This window comes from Chryseobacterium sp. CT-SW4 (assembly GCF_048572715.1).
Lineage (GTDB): Bacteria > Bacteroidota > Bacteroidia > Flavobacteriales > Weeksellaceae > Chryseobacterium.
On the sequence record NZ_CP183840.1, the window covers coordinates 3,469,526 to 3,495,143 of the forward strand.

At 34.7% G+C, this 25,618-nt stretch carries 20 protein-coding genes; 17 read left to right on the forward strand and 3 right to left on the reverse strand.

What is annotated here, in order from left to right:
* Positions 1 to 97: 97 nt before the first annotated feature.
* Positions 98 to 583, reverse strand: coding sequence for a peptide-methionine (R)-S-oxide reductase MsrB (gene msrB, locus ABJ974_RS15625; protein ID WP_419870983.1), 486 nt, complete (start codon positions 581 to 583; stop codon positions 98 to 100).
* A 141-nt stretch (positions 584 to 724) separates the two neighbouring features.
* On the opposite strand from msrB, the gene ABJ974_RS15630 reads away from it, so the two are divergent.
* Complete coding sequence (locus ABJ974_RS15630) at positions 725 to 1,969, forward strand: DUF445 domain-containing protein (protein ID WP_419869145.1); 1,245 nt, start codon at positions 725 to 727, stop codon at positions 1,967 to 1,969.
* Between the two features lie 101 nt (positions 1,970 to 2,070).
* Here ABJ974_RS15630 and ABJ974_RS15635 read toward each other — a convergent pair whose 3' ends face one another.
* Positions 2,071 to 4,188, reverse strand: a complete 2,118-nt coding sequence (locus tag ABJ974_RS15635) for a TonB-dependent receptor (protein ID WP_419869146.1) — start codon at positions 4,186 to 4,188, stop codon at positions 2,071 to 2,073.
* Between the two features lie 295 nt (positions 4,189 to 4,483).
* On the opposite strand from ABJ974_RS15635, the gene ABJ974_RS15640 reads away from it, so the two are divergent.
* Both ABJ974_RS15640 and ABJ974_RS15645 read left to right on the forward strand, forming a co-directional pair.
* Positions 4,484 to 6,025 (forward strand): glycine--tRNA ligase, encoded by a 1,542-nt coding sequence (locus tag ABJ974_RS15640; protein WP_419869147.1) that lies wholly within the window; start codon positions 4,484 to 4,486, stop codon positions 6,023 to 6,025.
* A gap of 124 nt (positions 6,026 to 6,149) precedes the next feature.
* Positions 6,150 to 7,283, forward strand: a complete 1,134-nt coding sequence (locus tag ABJ974_RS15645; RefSeq protein WP_419869148.1) for a serine hydrolase domain-containing protein — start codon at positions 6,150 to 6,152, stop codon at positions 7,281 to 7,283.
* Between the two features lie 402 nt (positions 7,284 to 7,685).
* Here ABJ974_RS15645 and ABJ974_RS15650 read toward each other — a convergent pair whose 3' ends face one another.
* On the reverse strand, positions 7,686 to 8,963 hold the full coding sequence (locus ABJ974_RS15650; protein WP_419869149.1) for a Y-family DNA polymerase: 1,278 nt from the start codon (positions 8,961 to 8,963) through the stop codon (positions 7,686 to 7,688).
* Between the two features lie 279 nt (positions 8,964 to 9,242).
* Between ABJ974_RS15650 and ABJ974_RS15655 the strand changes: the two genes are divergently transcribed.
* The 14 genes from ABJ974_RS15655 (at position 9,243) to ABJ974_RS15720 (ending at position 25,322) form a co-directional block, all read left to right on the forward strand.
* On the forward strand, positions 9,243 to 9,743 hold the full coding sequence (locus ABJ974_RS15655; protein WP_419869150.1) for a M15 family metallopeptidase: 501 nt from the start codon (positions 9,243 to 9,245) through the stop codon (positions 9,741 to 9,743).
* A 40-nt stretch (positions 9,744 to 9,783) separates the two neighbouring features.
* Complete coding sequence (locus ABJ974_RS15660) at positions 9,784 to 11,631, forward strand: phospholipase effector Tle1 domain-containing protein (protein ID WP_419869151.1); 1,848 nt, start codon at positions 9,784 to 9,786, stop codon at positions 11,629 to 11,631.
* Between the two features lie 5 nt (positions 11,632 to 11,636).
* Positions 11,637 to 12,290 carry a hypothetical protein gene (locus ABJ974_RS15665; RefSeq protein WP_419869152.1) on the forward strand — a complete coding sequence of 218 codons (654 nt, stop codon included), beginning with the start codon at positions 11,637 to 11,639 and terminating at the stop codon, positions 12,288 to 12,290.
* Positions 12,291 to 12,340: 50 nt separating this feature from the next.
* Entirely contained in the window at positions 12,341 to 12,991 is a 651-nt protein-coding gene (locus tag ABJ974_RS15670) for a hypothetical protein (RefSeq protein WP_419869153.1), read from the forward strand.
* A 297-nt stretch (positions 12,992 to 13,288) separates the two neighbouring features.
* Positions 13,289 to 14,326 carry a patatin-like phospholipase family protein gene (locus ABJ974_RS15675; protein WP_419869154.1) on the forward strand — a complete coding sequence of 346 codons (1,038 nt, stop codon included), beginning with the start codon at positions 13,289 to 13,291 and terminating at the stop codon, positions 14,324 to 14,326.
* Positions 14,327 to 14,549: 223 nt separating this feature from the next.
* Positions 14,550 to 14,732: a hypothetical protein gene (locus tag ABJ974_RS15680; protein ID WP_419869155.1), complete on the forward strand. Its 183-nt coding sequence runs from the start codon at positions 14,550 to 14,552 to the stop codon at positions 14,730 to 14,732.
* A gap of 301 nt (positions 14,733 to 15,033) precedes the next feature.
* Positions 15,034 to 18,711, forward strand: coding sequence for a hypothetical protein (locus tag ABJ974_RS15685; protein WP_419869156.1), 3,678 nt, complete (start codon positions 15,034 to 15,036; stop codon positions 18,709 to 18,711).
* Between the two features lie 62 nt (positions 18,712 to 18,773).
* Positions 18,774 to 19,958, forward strand: coding sequence for a LysM peptidoglycan-binding domain-containing protein (locus ABJ974_RS15690; protein ID WP_419869157.1), 1,185 nt, complete (start codon positions 18,774 to 18,776; stop codon positions 19,956 to 19,958).
* Positions 19,959 to 19,991: 33 nt separating this feature from the next.
* Complete coding sequence (locus ABJ974_RS15695; protein WP_419869158.1) at positions 19,992 to 20,636, forward strand: hypothetical protein; 645 nt, start codon at positions 19,992 to 19,994, stop codon at positions 20,634 to 20,636.
* A gap of 267 nt (positions 20,637 to 20,903) precedes the next feature.
* Positions 20,904 to 21,467 carry a hypothetical protein gene (locus tag ABJ974_RS15700; protein WP_419869159.1) on the forward strand — a complete coding sequence of 188 codons (564 nt, stop codon included), beginning with the start codon at positions 20,904 to 20,906 and terminating at the stop codon, positions 21,465 to 21,467.
* A gap of 1,135 nt (positions 21,468 to 22,602) precedes the next feature.
* The gene (locus tag ABJ974_RS15705) at positions 22,603 to 23,142 is read left to right on the forward strand and encodes a hypothetical protein (protein ID WP_419869160.1); all 540 of its coding nucleotides are present in this window, start codon (positions 22,603 to 22,605) and stop codon (positions 23,140 to 23,142) included.
* 58 nt (positions 23,143 to 23,200) lie between these two features.
* Positions 23,201 to 24,241 carry a DUF2931 family protein gene (locus tag ABJ974_RS15710; protein ID WP_419869161.1) on the forward strand — a complete coding sequence of 347 codons (1,041 nt, stop codon included), beginning with the start codon at positions 23,201 to 23,203 and terminating at the stop codon, positions 24,239 to 24,241.
* Positions 24,242 to 24,320: 79 nt separating this feature from the next.
* Positions 24,321 to 25,001 carry a DUF2931 family protein gene (locus ABJ974_RS15715; protein WP_419869162.1) on the forward strand — a complete coding sequence of 227 codons (681 nt, stop codon included), beginning with the start codon at positions 24,321 to 24,323 and terminating at the stop codon, positions 24,999 to 25,001.
* Positions 25,002 to 25,049: 48 nt separating this feature from the next.
* A complete protein-coding gene (locus ABJ974_RS15720) occupies positions 25,050 to 25,322 on the forward strand; it encodes a hypothetical protein (protein ID WP_419869163.1) in 273 nt (90 codons plus the stop codon).
* Positions 25,323 to 25,618 lie beyond the last annotated feature (296 nt).

Sequence of the window (25,618 nt, forward strand, 5' to 3'; positions counted from 1 at the left end):
GCAAAATTATAAAAACATAATTATCAATACGTTAATATAAAAAAAGTTTAACGCTATTTAAGAAACTTTAACTCCGTTATTCTTACTGAAAATCAAATTATTTTGAAGAATCCGGAACAAATTCCAAACTTATCGAGTTCATACAATAGCGTAAGCCGGTAGGCTTTGGTCCATCATCAAACACGTGACCCAGATGCGAATCACATCTTTTACAAAGCACTTCTACCCTTTCCATTCCATAAGACGAATCTTTCTCATACCTCACTCCGTTTTTATCCGCTTCAAAAAAGCTTGGCCATCCGCAGCTGCTTGCAAATTTGGAAGTGGAACGAAACAAATGGTTCCCGCATACAGCGCAATAATAGTCTCCTATTTCGTCAAATTCATTATATTTTCCGGTGAATGCTCTTTCCGTAGCAGCCTCTCTGGCTACTGCATATAAATCAGGAGAAAGAATTTTTTTCCATTCTTCATTGGAAACGGTAAGCTTTGCTGTATCCGTTCTCGAATAATATGGATTGTTTTTTGCTTCATTATTTTCCATAGGTGTAGATTTAACGGGTTGTGGTGTCTGCGAACACATGTGCAGAAAGATAAGCAATGATATGGAAAGTAAAATTTTCATAAATTGTTTTATGGTTCTATGTTCTTAAAAGCACCCTTATTAAGATGGATTAATATTACCCTTTTAGTTACATATCAAAATTACTAAATTTGATAGAATATGAATGATGAAGCAAAAAGAAAACAGCTAAATAAATATAAGGCAATTGCCACAGGCCTTTTCCTGGTGATGGCTATTACTTTTATCGTGACGACTATTCTGCAGAAAACCAATGACTCCCACTGGATTGGATACGTGCGCGCTTTTTCTGAAGCTGCCATGGTAGGTGCCCTTGCAGACTGGTTTGCGGTAACGGCTCTCTTCAGGCATCCTTTAGGACTGCCTATTCCCCATACCAATCTTATCGAAAACAGCAAGCAGAAACTGGGAGATAACCTTGGAAGTTTTGTGGTTTCCAACTTTCTTTCACCACAGAATATCAGACCTTATATTCAAAAACTGAAAGTTTCGAACTATGTAGGCGAATGGCTTTCCAAGCAAAAGAACCAGCATGTTCTGATCGCCAATATTTCCGACATTGTGTTGGATATCCTCAATAAGCTTGATGATAGTGAGGTAAGTCATTTTATCAGCAAAAAAGTGTCCGAAATGGCTGCCGATGTGAAGCTTAATACCATTGTAGGAAACGGCATTCATTATATTCTGGAAAAAAATGACCATCAGAGAATGATCACCAGTCTTTCCAAGCAGATCAAGGATTATATCATCGAAAATGAAGAAATGATCCAGGATCGTGTACAAAAAGGCAGCTATTCTTTCATTCCAAAATTTATTGATAATAAGATCGCCGACAAGATCGCCAACGGGCTTTCGGATTTTTTCAGGGAAATAGAAGAAGATCCGCAACATGAGATCCGAGCTTTAATCACGAAAAAGATCTATGAATTTTCTGTCGATCTTAAAGAAGACAAAAAATGGGAGGATGAATTCAGAAATATCAAAAATGACCTGCTTACGAATGAAAAATTAAATGAATACTCCCAAGACATCTGGAGCTCCATAAAAAAAACCGTGATCAAAGAATTAAAAGAAGAGCATTCTTCTCTTAAGGCCTATATTACGAAAAACCTCAATGAGTTTTCCCAGAACCTTAAAACCGACATAAATTTCCAAAATAAAATAGATCACTGGGTACGCTTAACCGCTTATAAATATATCTTAAGAAATACGCACCAGTTCGGAAACCTCATCAGCTCCACGGTAGGAAACTGGCAGGGAAAAGAACTGAGCGAAAAGCTTGAGCTGGAAGTGGGAAAAGATCTTCAGTTTATAAGGGTTAACGGAACTTTGGTTGGAGGTCTGGTCGGATTGATAATCTATACCGTGGCTCATTTCTTTATTTAAAAAAGACATAAAAAAGAAACAAAGTATCCGATAAACATTAAAAACGGATACTTTGCCTTCTAATAATCAAATAACAAAGTCAATATCTAAAACGTCCTATTTTAGTAACTAAAGCTTAGAGAAACCGTATAGTATCTTCCGTTTCCTCTTACATATTCTGCATCTCTTACTGTGAACATAGACGTAGGGGTATAGTATGTTTTATTCAATACATTTTCAATTCCCAGTCCTACCTTCAATGTTTTATTTATTTTGTAGCTTCCTTCAAAGTTGAAAAGCCCGAAAGACCTTACCGGCCCTTGCCCTTCTTCGTATTTTCCGGTAGTTGCATTCGGTTCAAAACGGTCCCTTTCAAAGGATTGCAGATAATAAACTCCTAAATGCAGCTTATTAGAATCATACTTTACATAGGTATTAAGTCTCGGTGCTGCTATACTGGTTCCGTTTAAATATTTCTTTCCGTCTTCTTCATATTTTTTTCCTTCCTGATACGTATAAGCTCCTCCTATATTAAGTCCTTTCAAAGGAAATACATCTGCTGTAATTTCAACTCCCTGTACATACTGAGGGGTACGGTCTACCGTCCAGAATCCGTTTAGGGGAACCAGTTCGGTACCCAGCTGCGTATAATTATAGAAATAACTTGCGGAAAGATTAAGCCAGTCCGATATCTTACTGTTAATTCCGATCTCATAGCTATCCACCACTACAGGCTTGGTTTCTATTTCGCTCAATACATTGCTTTTAGCATCCCTTAAGGTCCTTCCTAGGTCATAAATACTGAATCCCCTGGAATATGAAGTATAAATCTGAAGAGGATCTGCCAGGTGATAATTTAATCCCACATTATACGACCAATTGGTATATTTAAGTTTTCCTCCTTCCACATCATAGGGAACTCCTTTTCCTGAAGGTAATGTAGTATAATCCGGTACGCTTACCTGTATCCAGTCCCATCGTACCCCGGCCTTCATGGTCAGGTCATCCGTAATAAATATCTTACTCTGAACAAAGGGAGCAAAAGATAAAAGTTCAAGTTCAGGAACCCAGACACGTCCGTCAACTAAAGGCTGGGAAGTATTTTCTTTCAATGCATCCACACCATAGGTGAGAGACATTACAGAAGTATTTCCTTCTTTGAAAAGAGTGGTAAAATCCGTTCGGAAACCATATTTCTTTTCTGTAATAGTGGATTGTCCGCCGGTTTTCCAACGCGGTGGCTCCCTGTAATCATAAATAGTATATAAATCCTGAAAGTAAAGAGAAGTATTTAAGCTTGTATTCCGGAATATATTTTTGTTTTTATAGGAGAAATACCCGTTATGATTATATCGGGTTCCTTCTTTCACTCCAGTCCTGTCTCCCAGCATTCCGAGTGAAGGCGTTTCTCCGTATTTACCTTTGTCGAGAATATATTTGGAATCCTGCAAGCTGGAAAAATAATTGTACATCACCTCCAGTCTGCTGTCCTGATTGATATTGTAGCCTATTTTGGCAAAAGCATTATTAATATTGGTCTCCCCCAATCCATATCGCGGATTTTGAACCAGACCGTCTCCATCCAGCCTTACCCCATTCCGGGTAAAGTCATAATTAACAAAATAATCCCACTTACTAAGTTTTCCATATAAGCTTTGAGAAACCCTGTAACCTGCCCCGCCTTCGGATTTAAACATTTTATTATTAAACAGATCATGGCTGGTAAAGCTGAAGGTCGTATTCCCTGAAATTCTTTTATTACTGCTATTCTGTTTCGTGATATAATTGATAATTCCTCCTTCGGCACCATTACCATAAATGGAGGTAGCTCCTTTTACCACTTCTATTCTTTCGATAACCGCGGGATCTATGGTTCTTATATTCCGGTCTGTTTTTCTTAACGGACTGGATTGTGGAATACCATCGATCATTACAAGGACATCCCTTCCGCGAAGCGTCTGTCCCCTGTTCCCCATCTGGTTATTCCCAAAAGCCATTCCGGGAACGGCGTTGGCCAGAATATTACTAAGATCAGGAGAAATCATGGATTGTTCTGCGATCTGCTTCCTGTTAATAACAGAAACTGTGGAAGTAGATTTTGTAAGCATCTCCGGAGACCGGGTAGCCGTAATAATTACCTCATCAAGATTATTACTTTTTATGGAGTCATTCTTTTCCTGGGCAAAATATACAGCCGGTGAAAAAGATACCGCCATCAAAAAATAATTAATATTTCCCATACATTTTATTTATTTAGAATAAACAAAAATAAAGAATAGATTAATAATATAATTTTTAACAGTTTTATCATATAATAATATAAATTCCAATTATATTCCTTATTATTTCAATTTACATTTAATAATAAAAATTAATAGCACGTTATGGTTAGTTTATATTTAAACAATTTTCCTTTAAAACAGGTTTATGACATTTATCATTGAGGAAACAGATAAGAGACAAATAAAGTTTTTGACCGGGGAATTATAAATTCTATGGTAAATTCAATACTTTTGCAAAAAATCATTTCAAAAAATGGCAAAGCAAGAAGATGTTTTCAAGAAAGTGATCTCTCACGCAAAAGAATATGGTTTCATTTTTCCATCCAGTGAAATATACGATGGATTATCCGCTGTATATGATTATGGACAAAATGGCGCCGAACTAAAGAATAATATCAAACAATATTGGTGGAAAGCTATGGTACAGCTTAACGAGAATATTGTAGGGATAGATTCTGCCATCCTTATGCACCCCACTACTTGGAAAGCTTCAGGCCACGTAGATGCCTTCAATGATCCTCTGATTGACAATAAGGACTCTAAAAAACGTTTCCGAGCGGATGTATTGGTAGAAGATTATTGTGCAAAGATTGAGGATAAGGAGAATAAAGAAATAGAAAAAGCAGCGAAAAGATTCGGGGATGCTTTCGATAAAGATCAGTTTGTAGCTACAAATCCAAAAATATTGGAATACAGAGCCAAAAGAGAAGCTATTCTTTCCAGGCTGGCCAAGTCTTTAGAAAATGAAGATCTTGCGGATGTAAAGGCATTAATTGAAGAATTAGAAATTGCCGATCCTGATACCGGTTCTAAAAACTGGACGGAAGTAAGACAGTTCAACCTGATGTTCGGAACCAAACTGGGTGCTTCGGCAGAGAACGCCATGGATCTGTACCTAAGACCGGAAACGGCACAGGGTATTTTCGTGAATTTCTTAAATGTACAGAAAACTTCCCGTCATAAGCTTCCTTTTGGTATTGCCCAAATCGGAAAAGCATTCAGAAATGAAATTGTTGCGAGACAGTTTATCTTCAGAATGCGTGAATTCGAACAAATGGAAATGCAGTTTTTCGTAGCTCCGGGAACGGAACTTGAGTTCTACGAGCAATGGAAGCAAAAACGTCTGAACTGGCATTTAGCTTTAGGATTAGGAAACGAAAACTACAGATTCCACGATCATGAGAAGCTTGCCCACTATGCCAATGCAGCTGCTGATATTGAATTTAATTTCCCGTTCGGATTTAAAGAGCTGGAAGGTATTCACTCAAGAACGGATTTCGACTTAAAAGCGCATGAAGAATTCTCCGGAAGAAAGCTTCAGTTCTTCGATCCCGAAAGAAACCAAAACTATGTACCTTATGTAGTGGAAACGTCAGTAGGTCTGGACAGATTATTCCTTTCCATATTTGCACACTGCCTGAAAGACGAAGTATTGGAAGACGGTTCGGAAAGAACTGTTCTATCTTTACCTCCGGCATTAGCACCTATTAAAGCGGCTATTCTTCCATTGATGAAGAAAGACGGTCTAGCAGAGTATGCAGAAAAGATTTTCAATGATCTGAAATATGATTTCAACTTATTCTACGAGGAAAAGGATGCCATCGGAAAACGCTACAGAAGACAGGATGCTATCGGTACTCCTTACTGTATCACCGTAGATCACGACTCTTTAGTCGATCATACGGTAACAATCAGAGACAGAGATACCATGCAGCAGGAAAGAGTTCCTGTTTCGGAGCTCCGAAGAATTATTGATGAGAAAACGAACTTTAGAAATTTACTTTCAAAAATATAAGTTAAAGGCCTTGATTTTTCAAGGCTTTTTTATTTCCTCATCTGCCTGGGATAACTTATTTACATCAATACCGTTCCCAACTCAAATTTTATTTTAAATTTGTTCCCATTACACTTATAGCAAAATGTTGAAATATCTTTTGGGGGCATCTGCTGCTACGGTAGCTTTGGCTTATTTTTTTGGTTACGATTATTTATTAAGCGGTATTGCCAAAACTTATTTAAAAGGAAAATCAAGCGCCAATATTGATGACGGAAAGCTCTTTCCGGGCAATACCATTGCCGCCGGAAACCCCAGACCGTGGGAAAAGTCAACAGAATATAATACATTAAAATTACCTAAAACTTTAGTTGAAGATTTAATTAAAGGGAATACAGCTTCTTTTCTGGTTATAAAAAACAGAAAATTAGTGCATGAAGAGTATTGGAACGGATATGATGAGATGTCTAAGACCAATTCCTTTTCCATGGCTAAAGCTGTTACCGTAATGCTTTTAGGAAAAGCTATAGAAGAGGGAAAAATCAAAAATCTTGAGGCGAGGTATACCGACTTTTTTGAAAGTTTTAAAGATAAAGAATTCGGAGATCAGCTCACTTTAAAAAACCTTGCTGAAATGGAGGCCGGGCTGGACTGGGAAGAAAACTACAAAAATCCTTTTCTTCCGAATGCTAAGGCTTATTACGGAAAAAGTTTAATTAAAGCTACCTTTCCCAAAAAGATCAAGGAAAAACCGGGAACCCGTTTTGAATATCAAAGCGGATCAACCCAACTGCTGGGATTCGCGGTGAGAAAAGCCCTGGATGAACCTTTAGCCAGCTATTTATCCCAAAAGTTCTGGATTCCTCTGGGAATGGAACAGGATGCAACATGGAGCACTGATAACAGCGGAATGGAAAAAACCTACTGCTGCATTCACGCCACCTCAAGAGATTTCGCCAAATTGGGACAGCTTTTCCTGGACAATGGAAAAGCCGGGGATCAGCAGCTCCTCAACCCTGAGTTTATAGAGCTTATGCGGACTCCTACCCTTCCATCAGAAGAAATATATGGCATGGGACTCTGGATCAATAATGACAACCCGGTAAAGCATTATTATTTCCTGGGGCTTCAGGGACAGTACATTATTATAATTCCGGAACATGATATGGTTATTGTAAAAACCGGGAGCTTTAATAATCTTCCAAAAAATGACAGGGGAAGGCCGGATCAGGTCAGGTTTATTGTAAATGAAACTGTAAAAACTTTCCAGCCCATATGACGTTTGACCCACAAATAGATTCTTAATTGAAAATCCCAGGACTTTGCCCAGCCTGTTCTTTCTTACCTGAAAGAAACCGTTCACTCATTTTGCTCCGAAAATAAAAGAAAAAAATATAGCCCTTGAGTTGGAAACCAAGGGCTATATAAAATATACAAGGCTAATAAATTGTGGTTCGTTTACTAATTAGGATAACGAATTCAATTTTACGGTCTACTTCTCAACACTTGTTTATTTTATTTCACAAATTAAATAGTTCCAATGAAAAATAGACATTCAAATTTAAGGACAAAAGAACAATTTCATCCTCTCATTAAAAACATAAAAGAACATAAAAAAACACAAACTCGTAGATTTTTATAAAAATTTGAAAGCCAAATAACTAAAAAAGTAATATTTCTTTTAATGAAACCGGAAATTAGCTTCGGGAAAAGTGTTATTCTTCAGAAAAGCTTCGTATTCCGGGGAAAGCTGAGCTCTCCCAAATGTATTTTTGCCGCTCATACTTCCCAGCCGTACCTTATCCTTCCCAAACTTCTTATTCATGTTATCCATAGCCTTCATTACCGGTAAATGCCGATCCTGGGAATCTTCTTCAAACAGGCTTACCAGTCTTTCATTTTCGGGAACAAAATCATTCACCATAACTCCGGCTCTTTTATAATGAAATCCTTCTTTATAAATAGCTTCAAAAAGTTCATTGGCCACTCTTCCTATCACAATGGATGAATTGGTAGGGTTAGACAGTACCCGTGTGAGGGCATTTTTATATTCGGGCAGATCTTTCCGGAACCGGTTGGTCTGAACAAAAACCGTAATCATTTTGCAACAGGTATTCTGCTTTCTCAATCTTTCGGAACAGTACATGGCAAAAGTTTCTACTCTTTCTTTTACATCTTCTTTCTTAGTAAGCATTTCCATAAAACTACGGGTAACTGCTATTGATTTTTTGGGAGAGGGAGCATCGAGCTCAAGCTGGCGTATTCCTTTTAATTCGTTAATCATCCTGACACCCTGAATACCCATCATCTTCCGAACCCACATTTCCGGTTTCTGAAGCAAATCCCAGGCTTTATATACTCCATGATCCCGCATTTTCACACCTAATCTTCTTCCGATACCCCAGACATCACCAATATCCAGCCACCGGAGGGCTTTCTCAATTTTTTCGGGAGTATTCAAAATATAGACTCCATCAAAGTTTCCAGGAAATTTTTTCACAATTCTATTGGCTACCTTACATAAGGTTTTTGTGGGGGCAATGCCTATACTCACCGGGATATTGACTTCTAAACGGATATGGTTTTTAATAGCCTGGCAGTAGTCATAGATATTAATATATTTAAAGGTACGAAGGTCTAAAAAAAGCTCATCAATACTGTAAATCTCAAAGTCACCGGGAGCTACATAAGAAGTAGCGATATCCATGACCTGCTGACTTCTGAAGTTATACAGTTCAAATTTTGCAGAAAAGCTTTTTACGTCATACTTTTTGAAGAGCTCTTTATATTTAAAGGCGGGCGTCCCCATCTCTACTCCTACAGCTTTGGCCTCCAGACTCAACGATACCACACACCCATCATTATTGGACAATACCACGACAGGCTTATTTTCCAATGAGGGATCCAAAGTCCGCTCACAGGAAACAAAAAAACTGTTGCAATCTACCAGGGCATACATCGTACAAATGATTAATATTTTAAGGCAAAATTATACTTTTCTCCACACAAAATAAACAGCTTTTTAAAATTTAACACACCGAATAACAACCTGAATAACAAAGGGTTAAAAATTTCCAAACACGACATGTTTTGTCGCATTAACGCATTAACTTTGCCTTCAAACGCTTACTATCCCCCGTTCCCATTTCTTTTAATTCTTATAAAAAACTAATTCCTAACACGTCAAGTTTCGTCGCATCACGCTCATACCTTTACCTCCCAAAATAAATTTAAAGATATGGACCAAGTAACCTTACAAAGAATTGAAAAACTTCATCCCATCGTCAGGGAAGAAGTCAAAAAAATCATTAAAGAATGTGACGAAGCATTAACCGGACCTGCAAAAGTAAGAATCACTCAAGGTCTGCGTTCCTTTGAAGAACAGGAAAAGCTGTATGCAATCGGGCGTATAACCCATGGAAAAAAAGTAACCAATGCGAAAGCTGGCCAAAGTATTCACAATTATGGTTTTGCCGTGGACATCTGCTTAATTATCAATGGAAAAACAGCCAGCTGGGACACTAAAAAAGACTGGGACAACGACCAGACAGCCGATTGGTATGAATGTGTGAAAATCTTTGCCAGACACGGCTGGGACTGGGGTGGAAACTGGAAGACCTTTAAAGACATGCCTCATTTCGAAAAAAGAAATATTCCTACGGAAAAAGGACTTATAAAAACGAGCTGGAGAACACTTTTAAAAATGAAAAGGGATAGAGAGGGGTATGTTATTTTATAACATTCTCTTTCCTCTATATTCTTTATAAAAACACTTAAGAATGAAAAGTATAAAAACAACTAAAACTCCTATTGTAAAAGGGGTATCCATAACCCCTATACAGGGATTATCTCTCAAGAACCCCTTAGGAAGTTATACTGCAGAAATAAGGCAGAAACAAGAACTTAATAGAGCTGTTAACCCTATTATAACAGAATTTGAAAACAAAAAAAAATCTTCCAGCAACAGTTCAGCTGCTGCTTCCGAAGAAGTAGATATTACAGTAGGGCTATTTTTTGACGGCACCGGGAATAACAGATATTGCTCTGAACTTGTTTATTATAATGAAAATTTTTGGGATAATAAAACTCTAAGAGTTAATGAAAAGAAAATAAAAGAAACATATACTGATTTAAAGAATAAAAATGTAATAACAACACAAAATATTGTTAATAAAAAAAACACTGACACAGCTTATGAACTCGAAAGTGATATGTTTGATGAAGAGAATGCACCCTCATATTTAAATCCTTATTCTAATATTGTTTTGCTTTATGATATCTATCCAGAGAAAAAACATTCTCAAGAAATAACCAAAATTATTCTTAAACACTATGTACAGGGAATAGGAACACTTGTAGAACTGGAAGAAAATGGCATCACGCCAAAGACTTATTACAGTGACGATATTATGGGGTCCTCTGCAGGGAGAGGGGAACGCGGTGTTATTGCCAGGGTGGAACAGGGTCTTCTTGCGATCACAAAAAAAATAAAAAAAGAGCTGGAAGGGAAAAATATCACTATCAATACACTGACTTTTGATATTTTCGGTTTTAGCCGTGGAGCCACCGCTGCCCGGCACTGTGCTAATGAACTAGCTAAAAAGAAAAAAGGGCTCGAGCTTCATGATGCCGGCAAATTCGGAGATCAACTGGCTTTACATGAGATTGCTTTTCCCAAGAATATCAAAATCCGTTTTGTAGGACTGTTTGATACCGTTGAAGCTGACACCTCCTATGATGACAACCTTTCGGTAAGCATGATAAAAAAAGCCATGATAGAGCTCCCTGAACTTATTAGCCATCCTGCCAACGTACTCTATGAAGAGCTCTATGGAAATTTTGAAGCTATCAATACCTCTCTGGAAAACCTGGACGCTAAAGTCATGCATATTATGGCAATCGATGAATATCGCAACAACTTCCCCCTTACGGTTAACAATGCTCCTAATAAATATGATCTGTATTTATTTGGTTCCCATTCAGATATAGGAGGAGGCTATGCGGAGGCCAATTACAGGAGCCTTATTGCCTTTGATACCATTGGAGGGGAAGAAAGACTTACTAACTTCAATAAAATTGCTACCAGCTATGAAAAAAAATTTGCATGGAAGTTCGAGAATGGTCAGTGGAAGAAAAATCCGAACCAGATCCAGGTCATACAGGGACAAAAAAGATATTCCGTTCCTCGGGTAAACAGCCCCCAGCCGCCGGTAGCATTAGGATACAACTATGAAATGTATGATGAGCGGTTCATTACCAATAAGATATATTTAGTATCTTTGAATGCAATGAAATTATATGCACAAATGAATGGAGTTCCTTTTCCCGATAAAATTACTCGCAACAATATTCCTGTTTATTCAGATATACGGTTTTATGAATTACCTCCAAATCTTCCCTTCCTGAAAAGGTATAATGATACCATAGAAAAAGCAGTTAAAAATCCGGGAAAAGAAAACGTTAAAATATCTGTGGAAGATTATTATAACCTCTACCATCACTGCATCCATATTTCCGCCAATTACAACCGTTCTATTCTGGGAAAATATGCAGCTAAACAATTACCTGTATTATTCATTAATATCCCCACAGAAAATAAGCAAAGACTATTTTTAAAACCCCGATAATTATTATGTTAGGAATTATTTTATTCATTGTATTCCCATTCTATATCCTATTGAATAAACGGATTGCTCCCAAAATGTCCACTATCAAAAAGCTGGGAATATCTTTCCTGTTTTTTATTTTTGTTATATTCCTTTGTGGCTATAAAATTCCATGGTTTGATAAATATCCGGAAATTAAAAGATTACCTGATCACACAAATAAAAAAGAAATCAAAATCGAAGTAGTTAAAAATTTGGAAGATTTTAATCAAGAGGATAGCCTAAAATACTTTTTACCTAGAAATCTTTTAGACTGTGGTGGCTGTTCTATCAACAATATTAATTTTTCTGAAAATTTAAAGAATATTTCGCTTTATAAACAGAGAGTTATTGATAATCATTTTGTTTTTAATAATTCTTTTGTAAGTGGATTAAGAGGTGTCGGGAATAGTGGAGGATCCGGAGGCTCCGGAGGTTCTGACAACTGGGATTTTCACTTTAGACAAAGAACAATGGGTTATAATAAATTGAAAATCGCAAATAAAGAAACTATCTTCAAAGCAATTAGCATTAATCAAAAATATTATTATCAGATTAACTACCCTAAATCTGAGAAGGATACTTTATACTTTATTGAGTTTAGAACCTTGTATAGAGCTTATATTATTAATAACAAATAATTATTTAATCTACCACCCCAGAATCTTTAATTTTAAGGTGATTAAACATTATGTTAGGAATTATTTTATTGATTGTACTCCCATTCTATATCTTATTAAGTAAATGGATTGCTCCCAAGATGTCTACTATAAAAAGACTAGGAGTTGCTTTCCTATTTTTTATTTTCGTTATATTCCTTTGCGGTTATAAAATTCCATGGTTTGATAAATATCCAGAAATTAAATACCTCCCTGACCATACCAACAAAAAAGAAATTAAAATTGAATTGGTTAAAAGCTTAGAAGATTTTAATCAATCGGATAGCTTGAAATTTCCAATATCAAAAGACATTTTAGAGTGTAGAGGCTGTGGCATTCAAAATGTAAATTTCCCTATAAATCTAAAAAATATTTCCCTCTATAAAAAAAGGATAAAGAATAATGAATTTATTCTCAGTAATCCCTTTGTAAATGGATTAAAAGGTGTAGGGAGTAGTGGGGGATCCGGAGGCTCCGGAGGTTCTGACAACTGGGATTTTCACTTCATTCAGAATACTTTTAATTATAACAAATTGAAAATTGGAAATAAAGAAACTATTTTTAAAGGGACCAATAATTTAGAGTATTATTATCAGTTTAATTATCCCAAATATGAATCGGATACTTTATACTTTATTGGACATTACAATTTATTTAAGGCTTATATCATTAATAACAAATAATTTAATTTAACATCCCAAATCTTTAATTTTAAGGAGATTACTTTTCAACAATTATTATGTTAGGAATTATTCTATGGATCATACTCCTGCTTTTGATTAAATATCCCCTAAAAGACTCAAAAAACAATTTTTTTGAATTGTTTTTTATTGCGACAAGTTCTGTCGCTTTCCCTACCTACCTTTGATTACAGAAAACAACCAAGAAAACCTTACACTTTTACGGATAAAAACTCTCTTTTTATTTTAAAAAGTTACCTGTAAGAGTAACCTAATTCTTTATAAAAGCAAGAGCATTACATGAAAAAGACAACCATTCTTTCCTTGGACGGTGGCGGAATAAGGGGAATTATTACCTGTATTATTCTACGCTACATAGAAGAGCAATTACAGTATCATGATAAACCCGATGCAAAATTGGGAGACTATTTTGATCTGGTGGCAGGAAGCAGCACGGGAGCATTGATCGCATCCATTATCTTATGTCCCGATGAACACCGGAAAGCAAAACATTCCATTCAAAAAGGACTGGAACTGTATGCTGAAAAAGGTGGCGGCATATTTCAGGTTTCCTTCTGGGAAAAGCTGGTCAATCCGTTTGGATTGCTGAACGAAAAGTTCTCGCAGGAAGCCCTGGAAAAAAACCTGAATGATTTTTTTGGAAATTTAGAATTAAAAGAATTAATAAAACCTTGTTTAATTACCAGTTATGATATAGAAAACCGAAGAGCAAAAATTTTCAATTCCTGGAAAGCTCATTTAAGTACCGACAATTTTTACGTGAGAGATATTTGCAGGGCAACCTCAGCAGCTCCCACCTATTTCAGTCCGGTACAGATAAAATCCAGATATGGGCAGACTTTCAGCCTTATTGACGGAGGTATGTTTGCGAACAACCCTACTTTATGCGCCTATGCAGAAGCCAGAAAAATTCCTTTTGCAGAAGTTTTAAAAAATCACCAGAAGGCTAATTATCCTGTGGCGAACGACATGATCATCGTCTCCATCGGAACCGGCCTTGAATCAAGAAGCTATTCTTTCAAAAAACTTCAAAAAGCAGGGAAAATCGGATGGGTAAACCCTATCATTGATATTCTGATGTCTTCCAATGCTGAAACCGTGGACTATCAGATCGGACAAATGTTCCAGACACTGGGACAGCGCAATCAGAAAAACTATTACCGTCTTAATCCTTCTTTAAAGAATGCTTCGACGGCAATGGATAACGTAAGAAGATCCAATATAGAAAATCTGATACAGGCGGGATTAAGCTATATCGATGATAACCGGGAAATGCTTAACCAGATTGTTCAGAAACTCATCAAAAACAGAATATAAGTAAAAAAGCTTATAAATATAGAATATAAGCTTATTAGATTATATTAAAGTTTTATAAAAAGTTTTTCTAACACGTCAAGTTTTGTCGCCTTACGCTTATATCTTTGGAGTATAACAAAAGCACAAAAAACATCATACTCATTTTAAAAATTATTTGAATTCATCATTCCTTATAAATGCTGAACAGCCTGAATTATATCCAAATATTAAAAAACACACAAATATGGAAACATTAAATCACAACACTTCCGAAAACGTAAATATTGATGTCTATACCACCCAATGGGACGATATCGAAAACACCGAAATAGACTATGACAGCTATCTCAATGAGATAGAGAGCTTCTTCAAAGAAGACGTGGAAAATAATATTCCTGAAGAAGAAATTTTTCCAGAAATGTTTTAAACCCAAAGTTCTGTCGCTATCCGACATTCCCTGTATCAATAAACCTCAAACAACTATTCACTCACTGTATCTCAACATCAGGAATGTTGGATAGGCAGAGCTTTACCTCTATCAATCCTTTAAAAACCGAAAAATGAAACTCGCTATTAAAAAGTGAGGTGGATATCCTTTGCCGGAAACCACCTAAAAAAATAAGGCTAAAACCCGAAGTTTCGATATATAACCAATCTTATTCATTAGTCAATTATTTATACCGGCTTCTGAATAACTACACTACAACAAATTAACAAAAATAACATTAATGGCAACAACCAATCATGATAATGCTTCACAAACCTTATTCCGGTTTGTAAGTTTAAGAAACCCACAATTAACGGAAACCAAAAATAGAAACCTGGGCTTCATCCAAAGACCGGAGGATCTTGAAAGCTTTTTTGATTCCGCAGTAAATCCTAATGACCCTGCCATTGTAAAGTTTAAGGGGCTTGAACGTGCTGCCAAATCTTTTACTCCTACTGGTTTTGAAAATGAAAAACAGGTAGAAGAAGGACCTTTTTCCGAAGCATTGAAAATAGGAAGAAAAATCGCAAAAAAAGAGGAGTTATCCCCGACTGAAGAAACCTTAGCAAAAAGCCTTTATACTTCCCTCACCGACAGCCAACTACAGGACCTTTGGGATAACTTAATATTTCAAACGGCTACCCAAAAAGATTTCTATGTAAAAGAGGCTATCATACATATTTTAAAAGCGCTTCATTTCGGATATGCTTGTACTCTCCAATCTACTGATGAACTCACACAAATTAACGGAACCGATTTAAAATCTAAAGCTTTGGAAGCAAGGGTAGTTTTACCCATGAAATTTTTTGGAGATGGTGACAGCAATTCCGGCTCAGGATCAAGTGTGAACAATGCATTTCAGGTAAATGTTTCGAGAATAGGAGTAGGCGTTATCAACGGATCAGCGCTACCGGTCTCTGTACAGGAAAGACTAAAAGCAGAAGGAGAAAAAATTTCAAATATTTCCGGAATTACGCTGGAAAAAGAAGCCTTAGGAAACTTAAAAGTAGAATTAGAAAAAACTCAAAAAGCATATTATAAGGCTAGAAACAAAGCTTACAACACTGCTTATAAAGCTTATAACGAAGAGAATCAGGAAGTAATCAATGAATACAAAACCCTTCTTAAAAAAATTAAATCCCAGATCACAGAGAATACAACAGAGGAAGAAATTGAAGCTTTGTATGCGGAATTGGAGAAAATTAATGTCCCTCCATTTAGCTTTGAGTATAAAAATGAGCTTAATTTTGGGGATCTGTACAGCAAACTTTCTTCAGATTCATTCAAATTATTTGTCAACAGCTTTGTACAACCTGTAAGAGGAGAAAAGCCTCAAGATGGATTTGATTTTTCCAATATTTCTGTAATTTCTGACAGAGAATTGCAGCTTGGAGATATTACGGTTGAAATCACCAATGAATATGACACTTACAGTGAAATATATGAAAAACTCGATGAAGGGATTATTGCAAATACCCAGGAACTTTTTGCGAAAGCACCACTCGAAAAACAAACTTACCTTAATTTAGGGAATGTACTGGTTCCTGTAAGTAATGAGAGTAAATATGCCGTTCAGACCTTCTCCAGAAGTTATTACCTTAAGCCTGTTTTCACTCCGGAATATTCCAGAGTCCCTGCGTCCATATCATTCTATTATCAGGCAGAAAGTGATTCCTGGGGACTTTCCACTGCTACAATTACTGCCCAGACGGATTTAGGTTCCTTTGAAGAGTCTTTCTCCGATATTAGTGTCGTTAATAATAAAATTACCTTCCCTCCTTTCTTAGTGGATAAATTCAGAAAACAGATTTCTTCCCTGAAATTAAAAATTTTCTTCAATAACGGACAGGAGACCAATCTGGATCTTTCCAATCTTATCATCAACCAGTCTTCTACCGGAATTCTATATGTGGAAAAAACAACTGAAGAAATTGATATTCTTTCTGATAACAATGAAGAAAATTTTGTTACCAAACATTTCGGAGTAAAAAGATTAGGAATCGCAGATTACCTGAAAGTAGAGCAAAGTATCCATGCCTATGTCCCGGGAGAAGTTTCCAATATTGAAAATGTAATGGCGAGCGAACTCCGCCATAAATCTTCCGTGGCAAGAGATTATTCTGAAACCATAGATACAACTTCCGAATCTGTGGAAACTGAAAAGATTTCCGATACTTCAAAAGCGGAAAGAAATGAAATGCAAACCGAAGTTGCCAAAGAACTTGAAAAACAGCAAAGCTTCACAGGCTATACCAACTTCAGTAAAAGCGGAGTATACAAAATTGACGTAGGAGCCAGCTATGCCAATAATACAGCTCAACATGACAGTACAAGGCAGGCGGTTACCCAATCCCAGGAAATCACAGAAAGAGCGATGGAAAGGGTTCTTACCAAAATCAATACGGAACGTGTTCAGAAAATCATTAAAGAGTTTACAGAAACCAATGTTCATGAGTTTGATAACAGAGGAAAAATAGGAAGCGACGTAAAGCCCGCCCATATCACAGGGGTATACCGGTGGGTAGATAAGAAAATGAAGAATCAAATTTATAATTATGGTAAACGTACTATGTTTGAATTTATGATTCCTGAGCCCGCAAGGCTTCATCATCTTTCAACAATAGCTTCTTCAAAGGAAACTCTGATAGCACCTGTAGATCCGAGAACAGCCACGGATCCATGGACTATGGAAACTGCAAAGTCTGCTACCCAGCTTCAGATAGAATATTGGGCAGGTATTTACAATGTAAAACTAACAGAACTTACCGATGCTACCAAAAGCTTTTCAATAGGCACACAATGGATAAAACTGGACGGAGATAATGGTTACAAACACCTAACTCTTGATATTCCAGCCAACTACCAGGCAAGCCATATTAAAATGTACTATGGTTTTGAAAGAAACAGAGGTGGTGAAAGCACTTTGTATACTACCAATTTTAATGGGGGAATGACCTCTTTCCACACAGGGAATAACTCTATTGACGATAGTGCCGAGTTTACACCACAGAATGTGACCGGAGCTTATGATTTTGTTTATCAGGGGTCAAATATCGATTCGGTTAATTTTGCTTTTGATATTACCTGTAAACTTTCTGATGCTTATATGCAGGCTTGGATCCAGGAAAATTTTGAAGCTATCATTAAGGCATATGAAGAAGCCTACGCTGCATTCCAGGAAAAACAAAAAGAAGCTGAAGAAAGTGCTGCCGCTGAAGAAGCTGAAAATAAAGAAAAGCTAGGAAGTTTCTATCGTGAAATGGAATCTGTAATCCTTAAACACAACTGTATTGCTTACCTGTTACAGGATTATATGATCGCTATAGGAAAAAGCTTTACGACGGGAGATCAGATGAGTAATTTCCAGGTTACCCTAGGGGAAGAGCTGGAACAATATACAGCCCTCGCCAAGTTTATGGAACAGGCCTTTGAATGGGAAATTATGGACTATACTTTCTATCCGTATTACTGGGCGGACAGAAAAAAATGGCAGGAACTATACCTTTCCCAAAGCACAGACCTCTTATTCCGAAACTTCTTACAGGCGGGTATGGCAAGAGTAATCGTAACCGTAAAACCCGGATTTGAAGATGCTGTACAGTTCTTTATGAATACAGGAAAAATATGGAACGGCGGTGAAGTTCCGGTGATCGGTGATCCTATGTATATGTCTATTGTAGATGAAATGAGACAGCCTACAGGGGAACCTCAAGGTAAATACTGGATCACAAGAATCCCTACGACATTAACCATCCTTCAGGCTGAGTCTGTGGGGCTGGAAGTTGAACAGCCTCTCCCAATCTTCCCTGAAGAACATCCGGAAAACTGTGAAAACCCTAAAGAACTGGAAACAGAATCTTCTTTTAATAAAAAGGATATACAGCTTACTGCAAGTGAAAGTCCTTCCACCCTTTCTTAATAAAATAATGGCGGATCCGTCCGCCATTCTAAACTTTTCTCAAACCCTTAAAATTCGAAAAAATGAGTATAATAAAACCTTTAGGTATACAAAAAATAGAAATATTAAAAACAGAAAAGACATTGATACTAAATCCTGAAGAATTAGTATATTATGCGGTAAACCAAAATGAAACTCTCATTTCAATTTCAAAAAAAAATGGGATCAATGCTTCCTACTTACAACGTTTAAATGGGCTAAAAGATGATAAAATTTATCCCGGGCAGGTTCTGTATATAAAAAGACCCTTAGAAAGACCTAAAAAGGTAAATAATATCAAAAACTTGAAACCTTTTGAAAATAATATATCATCAGATAAAAATAAAGAAGTTAAACTGCCCTCCTTAATGTTAGATCAGAACGTATCTAAGGAATGGGAGGAGTATCAATTTAGGGAAACAACATGTACTTTTTTAGGTTTTACTGAAAATATAAAAATTAACGACCCAAAACTTAATATAGAGATCGATCATTGCTTAACTGGAGTTACATTGGTATTAGATCATCAAGCTTTCTCTCCAGATGGAATAAATACATTACCTAAAATACCTCGAAAAAATTGGACACATTTCTACACCCTTTATTTTAATGGAGATGGAAGGCTAGTGAAAGGAGAACTTAATTTATATGTTTATACTACCCAAGTTCAAAATGTTGGCTCTGGCTCTTATTCAAATGAGAATAAAATTATTTCCCCTATAGATATGAAAAATTCCAAAATGATATCCACTCATGATGATCTTTTCTTAAAGGATATAATCGAATTTGAAAATGGAGATATTTTTGAAATGAAAAATAAAGACAACCAAACATTTAAGAAAACATTAGAAGCAATATCAATTTTCAACAGGAGAGCAGGAATGAATTTTATTTATGCTGAAATTAAAAAAGAAAAAGAAAAAGTGGCAAAAACTTTGGCAATTGCAAACTTAATAGCTCTTCCTTTTGATATCCCTAAAATACAACAGCTACAAAAAATGATTGGTGTTATATTTTACCTTATTGGCTTAGAACAATTAGCTGAATCATTTACTGAAGATGACTCTAAGCTTAAAGGACCAATAATGTTATCTCCTATATTTTATTATGATTATGAAATTAAAGATTCTGGGAATGGTTATAAAAAACAAATACAAACGGGGTTTGAAACCCTTGACTCGTATAAGTTATGGGAATCATATGAAAGCATTGGATTAATTAAAAAATAATTAAATTCGCAGTTATCTTTTAACCAAACCAATATGAACAAAAATATTATTTTTACTTATAGCAGCATTTTAGTCTTACTTATATCATGTAAATCAACTGAACAAATAAATTTTATTGATGACAATTCAATCAGCTTACAAGATTTAAAGCAAAAACAATTTTACTCTTATCCTGCTAATTCAAAAGTTTTTTTATCCTATAGTAAAAAGCCCAATGAAGAAAATATTAATAGTGAAAACTTCTTTTCTATAACAGAATATTACACAAATGTAAGGCCTTCAAAGACTGACACTAAGATTCCAACGAATATTTTCACAAAGGATTATGAATATTTCAGTAAAAAGTTAGATAGTAAATATGTGATTTATTATTGTGATGAAGTAAAAGTTAAACAAAGAATTGCTTATTTCGAAAATAATAATTCTCATAAAAACATGAATTTGAATGATTTAAACGATATTTACAAATATTTAAAAAATAAAAATATTTCTTTTAAAGTACTCAAGGAAAAAAAGGATCTAAACGGAATATCTTATGCAGATCTCATGCTTACTAAAGATTCTCTTTTCTGTAAAGTAAGCGTATCAAAATTAGAATCTGTCTCGAATATATTTTACAGTGCAAGAGATACTATTTCTACCATAAGATATGGAGATAACAAATATTTTTATAAATAACCCCATTTGAAATAAAAAAATGACTTATATAAATAGTGAAGATAATACAACCATTTTTGATAAGTATTTACTTCAATAATATTAATACAACCATATTTACAAAAATAAGAAAGACTACCGTATATCAGACTTACTACTTATTTTAAGAAACCTATCATTTATTAAAAATATTTTACTAAAGAATTGAAATAGTTAATTTTATATATCATGACTTTACACACAATTTATTAATCTTAAAATAATATTTTTGAGGTAATACATTAAGTGATGAAAATAAAAAACAACAGCCTTACACAAGACTTACCTATTATCCATATTTATCAAACCAGGATAAAGTTAATTCTAATTAGTTTCTTACTAATCAATCTTATTTCTTGTTCTAATAAAAAAGAAAATGATATAAAACATAATATAAACACTTACAACTGGAATGCTGCGATATCTTCACCTAAGTTCTACCCCGTAGGGGATTCAAGAGTTGATTTCGGATATGCATCAGCAGTTGGAGATGATGGAGCAGTTCTTGAAAGTGAAATTTCTCAGAATAGTTGGATATTTACCACAGTTTTTACACCCGAGAGTGATACGCAACCTTTCTCTGGGCATAGGCAATTTGGCATACACAAAGATGAGGAAGGAAATTACCGATTTTTTGCTCGAGCCATTGATAGAGTTTGGCCTAGTAGTATTATATCTTTATTAAATGGGAAAGAAAATTCTGTTTTAGATTATTTAACTATAGCAGATGCCACTTGGAACAATCTGATGAAAAATGTCTCTAATTATATAAATAAAACTGGGGGGGGGGGAAACAACTATAATGCCCGCTGAAATTAAAAGAATTAACTTTAATATTTTTTTTTAAAAATTCAGATCAAATAAACCCGTAAATTTCGTCGGAAATGTGGAACAATTTAAAACAGTATGATGAAAAAAAAATTATTAATACTTAATTTAATATCTTACGTAATATTAAACTTTATCATTTTAGATGTCATAATGTATCAATTTAAAGAATATCTATCTGTTTATGGCCAGTTTAAAAATGTTATAGAAGGGTCTGTAAAAATTAATGACATAAATCTATACCCCATTTCTACTATATTGAGTATTAATATTGTAACATCTTTAATCTTTTTCTATGTCGCCTATAAATGGTACTTAAAAGAAAATATTTTTAGAACTTTTTTAAGATTAATAGCCTCTTTTGTATTAATAAACTTAATAGTATGGATAATAGAATACTTTATTCATGATTATTATCTACATATATTCTCTATTATATTTATTTCCTTACCAACTTCAATTATGATATTAATAATTTTACCACTTTTTACATTGAACAATAAAATAGCAGAAAAAATATAACTTTTATTATGTATAGTAAAAATTGATGGAGAAAAGACTATTTTTAATAGATAATAAATATACTTTCATTGTATACATTACTCATTATTATGGAGTATCTCCGGAATTAGAATATTTTATAAAATAAAAACACTGATTTATGGGCTACTTGTTTTTTATAGATATTCCCTGAAACACAATTGAAAAAAAATTTGAAAGCCCTCCTTATGAAAGACAAGACTATACTCCTAAATTGGATCCTCGCGATAAGTCTTAGTATAATCCTTTTCTCCTGTCACAAAGAACCCACCAAATTCCAGTGGCAACCCGCTATTCTCTTTGAGAATGTAAAACTAGGAGGGATCAAAGAAGTAGAGAAGTTTCTACTTACTCGAGGTGCTAAAAATAAATTTTTAAAAAAAAGAATATCCACCGACACCTTACGTAAATTATTAAAAAATCAATACAAGAGAATAGACTAAATCAAAGATGAATTCTATTCTGGAAATAAAATTTTACACAATGCAATTTTTAGTTTGGAGAAAGATGAAGCAATTAATGATGATAATGCAATTTTAGAATGTATATCTATCTCTGATAAATTAATTAATATTTAAGAATGAAAAATTTATTATTAGTACTATTTCCCTTTCTATTTTTATCTTGTAATACTGCCGAAAATGTTATCGTATCCTCCATAAAAAATAATCAAAAAAGTATTATCGCCTTTATGGATGTTGGTGAAAATAAAAAAAACTACAATGTTATTGAGGTAAATATCCCTCTTGCATTTTCAATTGAAAATAAAAGCAATAAAGAAGTTAGTATTGTTAGTGCAGTCGATTTTTCTTCTGCAATATGGAAAGATAATATAAAAGGAGGATTAAACTCTAGTATTTATTATAATGGGAAGAAAATTAAGGAATTACTCCCCATATTACCTAATGAGAAAAAAGATATTCTGCTATATTACAAAATATCTGTTCTAAATTCTAAGGAAAATAGTTGTCTATTTGAAAAGCTTTCTGCCAAGGAGAAAGAAACTCTATTTATTGATGGAAAAGATGAGTGTTTAAGTGACTATATTGGCTATATTAAAAGTCAAACTAACAGTACATTCTATTATGAGAATAACAAAATAATAATCCCTAATAAATAATTTGCATCTCAGATAAATCAATAAGCTTTAGTAAAATAAAAGCTTGAAAACCCTCCTTATGAAAGACAAGAATATACTCCTAAATTGGATCCTCGCGATAATTCTTAGTATAATCCTTTTCTCCTGCCACAAAGAACCCACTAAATTCCAGTGGCAACCCGCTATATCTGCTCCTAAATTTTATCCTATTGGTGGGGTGAGCGTTGGCTTTAATGGTGCCGGGCATGGAAGTTTAACCAACTTCGATAATGGATGGGGAGATCAATATGGAAGTGTGGTTTCAGGTGATCGATATAAAGAAGTCCCCAAAGAGGTACACATAAAATATTACAGCGCTGTAGATAATTTAAAATATGAAGGGACTGTACAATTACCGCAAGAAAAACTCTTAAGCTTATTTCGAGAATATAACAAGAAATACCATGAAAAGATGGGAGAAAAGAAAACAGCGGGCTTTAGTGCCAATCTAATTGTTGGAATGGCTCCCGGAGGATGGATCAGAGTTTGGTTTCTTACCTCAGATTTCGGCAAATTTCAACATATCGAAGTTGCTAAAGCTCAGCTAAAAGGATTTGAAGACCCTACAATTGGAGAAGGTTTTAGATACAAAACAGATGATTATTGGACAAAATACAAAAACTACTGGAAACACCATGGTATACCTTATCAAGCATGGGCTAATAACGAAAAAACTTATACCCTATATTTTGAACTAGAAAAGACTAATAAAACACAAATTGGTATGAGCTATGTTTCTTTGGATGGAACTTATTATCAAAATATTATTAATAATCAATATTCTTATAATAAAAAGCTCCCTACAAGAATGACAATATGTTGGTTAGATCAGTCAAAACAAGATTATTGTTGTAAAATAGATTTTCCTAATGGCTTTCAAAAACTTGTAGAAGATCAAAAATCAAAAGAGGTTAGAATAAGGTTAGAAATTGAAAAAGATGAACAACATGGCATCATATATTTGATTTCTAATAACCAAAAAATTAAAATCTTAAGATTTAAAAACAAAATGCCTAGCCCAGAAGAAAGAAAAAATATTGATTATGCTTCTTCAACCGAAGTTGAATATTTTATAAAATAAAAACACTAGTTTATAGGCTACTTGTTTTTTATAGATATTCCCTGAAACACAATTGAAAAAAAATTTGAAAACCTTCCTTATGAAAGACAAGACTACACTCCTAAATTGGATCCTCGCGATAAGTCTTAGTATAATCCTTTTCTCCTGTCACAAAGAACCCACTAAATTCCAGTGGCAACCCGCTATATCTGCTCCTAAATTTTATCCCGTCGCTGGGCTTGCAGATTTTGGTAATGCCGGACACAGAAGTGGAACTGCTTTCGACAACGGATGGGGAGATCAGTATGGAGGCGTGGTTTCCGGCAGTAAATATAAAGAAGTTCCCAAAGAAGTATATATCAGTTATTTCAGCGTTGTAGACGGACTTGAGTACAGCGGTAAAGTACAGCTCCCATATGATAGGCTTTTACAATTATTCAGAGAACAGACTGTAGAAAAAAATCCTACAATTCGCTTAAAAGTAGGTATGGCACCGGGTGGGTGGATCAGGGTATGGTTTTATTCTTCAAAAGACGGAAACATAGAAATTGCTAAAGCACAACTAAAAGGGATACGAGAGGATCCAACGGTAGGTATTGCTTTAAGATCAAAAACCTTTGAGTATTGGGGTGGGACATATACCTATTGGCAACACCATGGTATTCCCTACGAGGCTTGGGCAAACAATGAAAAAGAGTACACCCTGTACTTCGATCTCGAAAAATCTAATAAAACACAAATTGGCATGAGCTATGTTTCTTTGGATGGAACTTATTATTAAAATATTATTAATAATCAATATTCTTATAATAAAAAGCTCCCTACAAGAATGACAATATGTTGGCTAGATCAGTCAAAACAAGATTATTGTTGTAAAATAGATTTTCCTAATGGCTTTCAAAAACTTGTAGAAGATCAAAAATCAAAAGAGGTTAGAATAAGGTTAGAAATTGAAAAAGATGAACAACATGGCATCATATATTTGATTTCTAATAACCAAAAAATTAAAATCTTAAGATTTAAAAACAAAATGCCTAGCCCAGAAGAAAGAAAAAATATTGATTATGCTTCTTCAAACGAAGTTGAATATTTTATAAAATAAAAACAGTAATCCTTTATTAGTAGTCCTTACCACATCTTTATTTTTGCTCATTTACCTTCTGTTCTTATAAAGAACAATTACCCCAAAAAAAAAATTTTAATACGTCAAGTTTTGTCGCCTCACTCCTCTACCTTTGTAATATCAATAAAGCACAAAACATGAATATCCAGCTTACCACAACCGGTAAAACAACATAAAATCAATCAAAAATTTCTTTATAATGAAACTCGCCATCAAAAAGTGAGGTGGATATCTTTTGCCTGAAACCACCTTAAAAAATAAGGCTAAGAATCGAA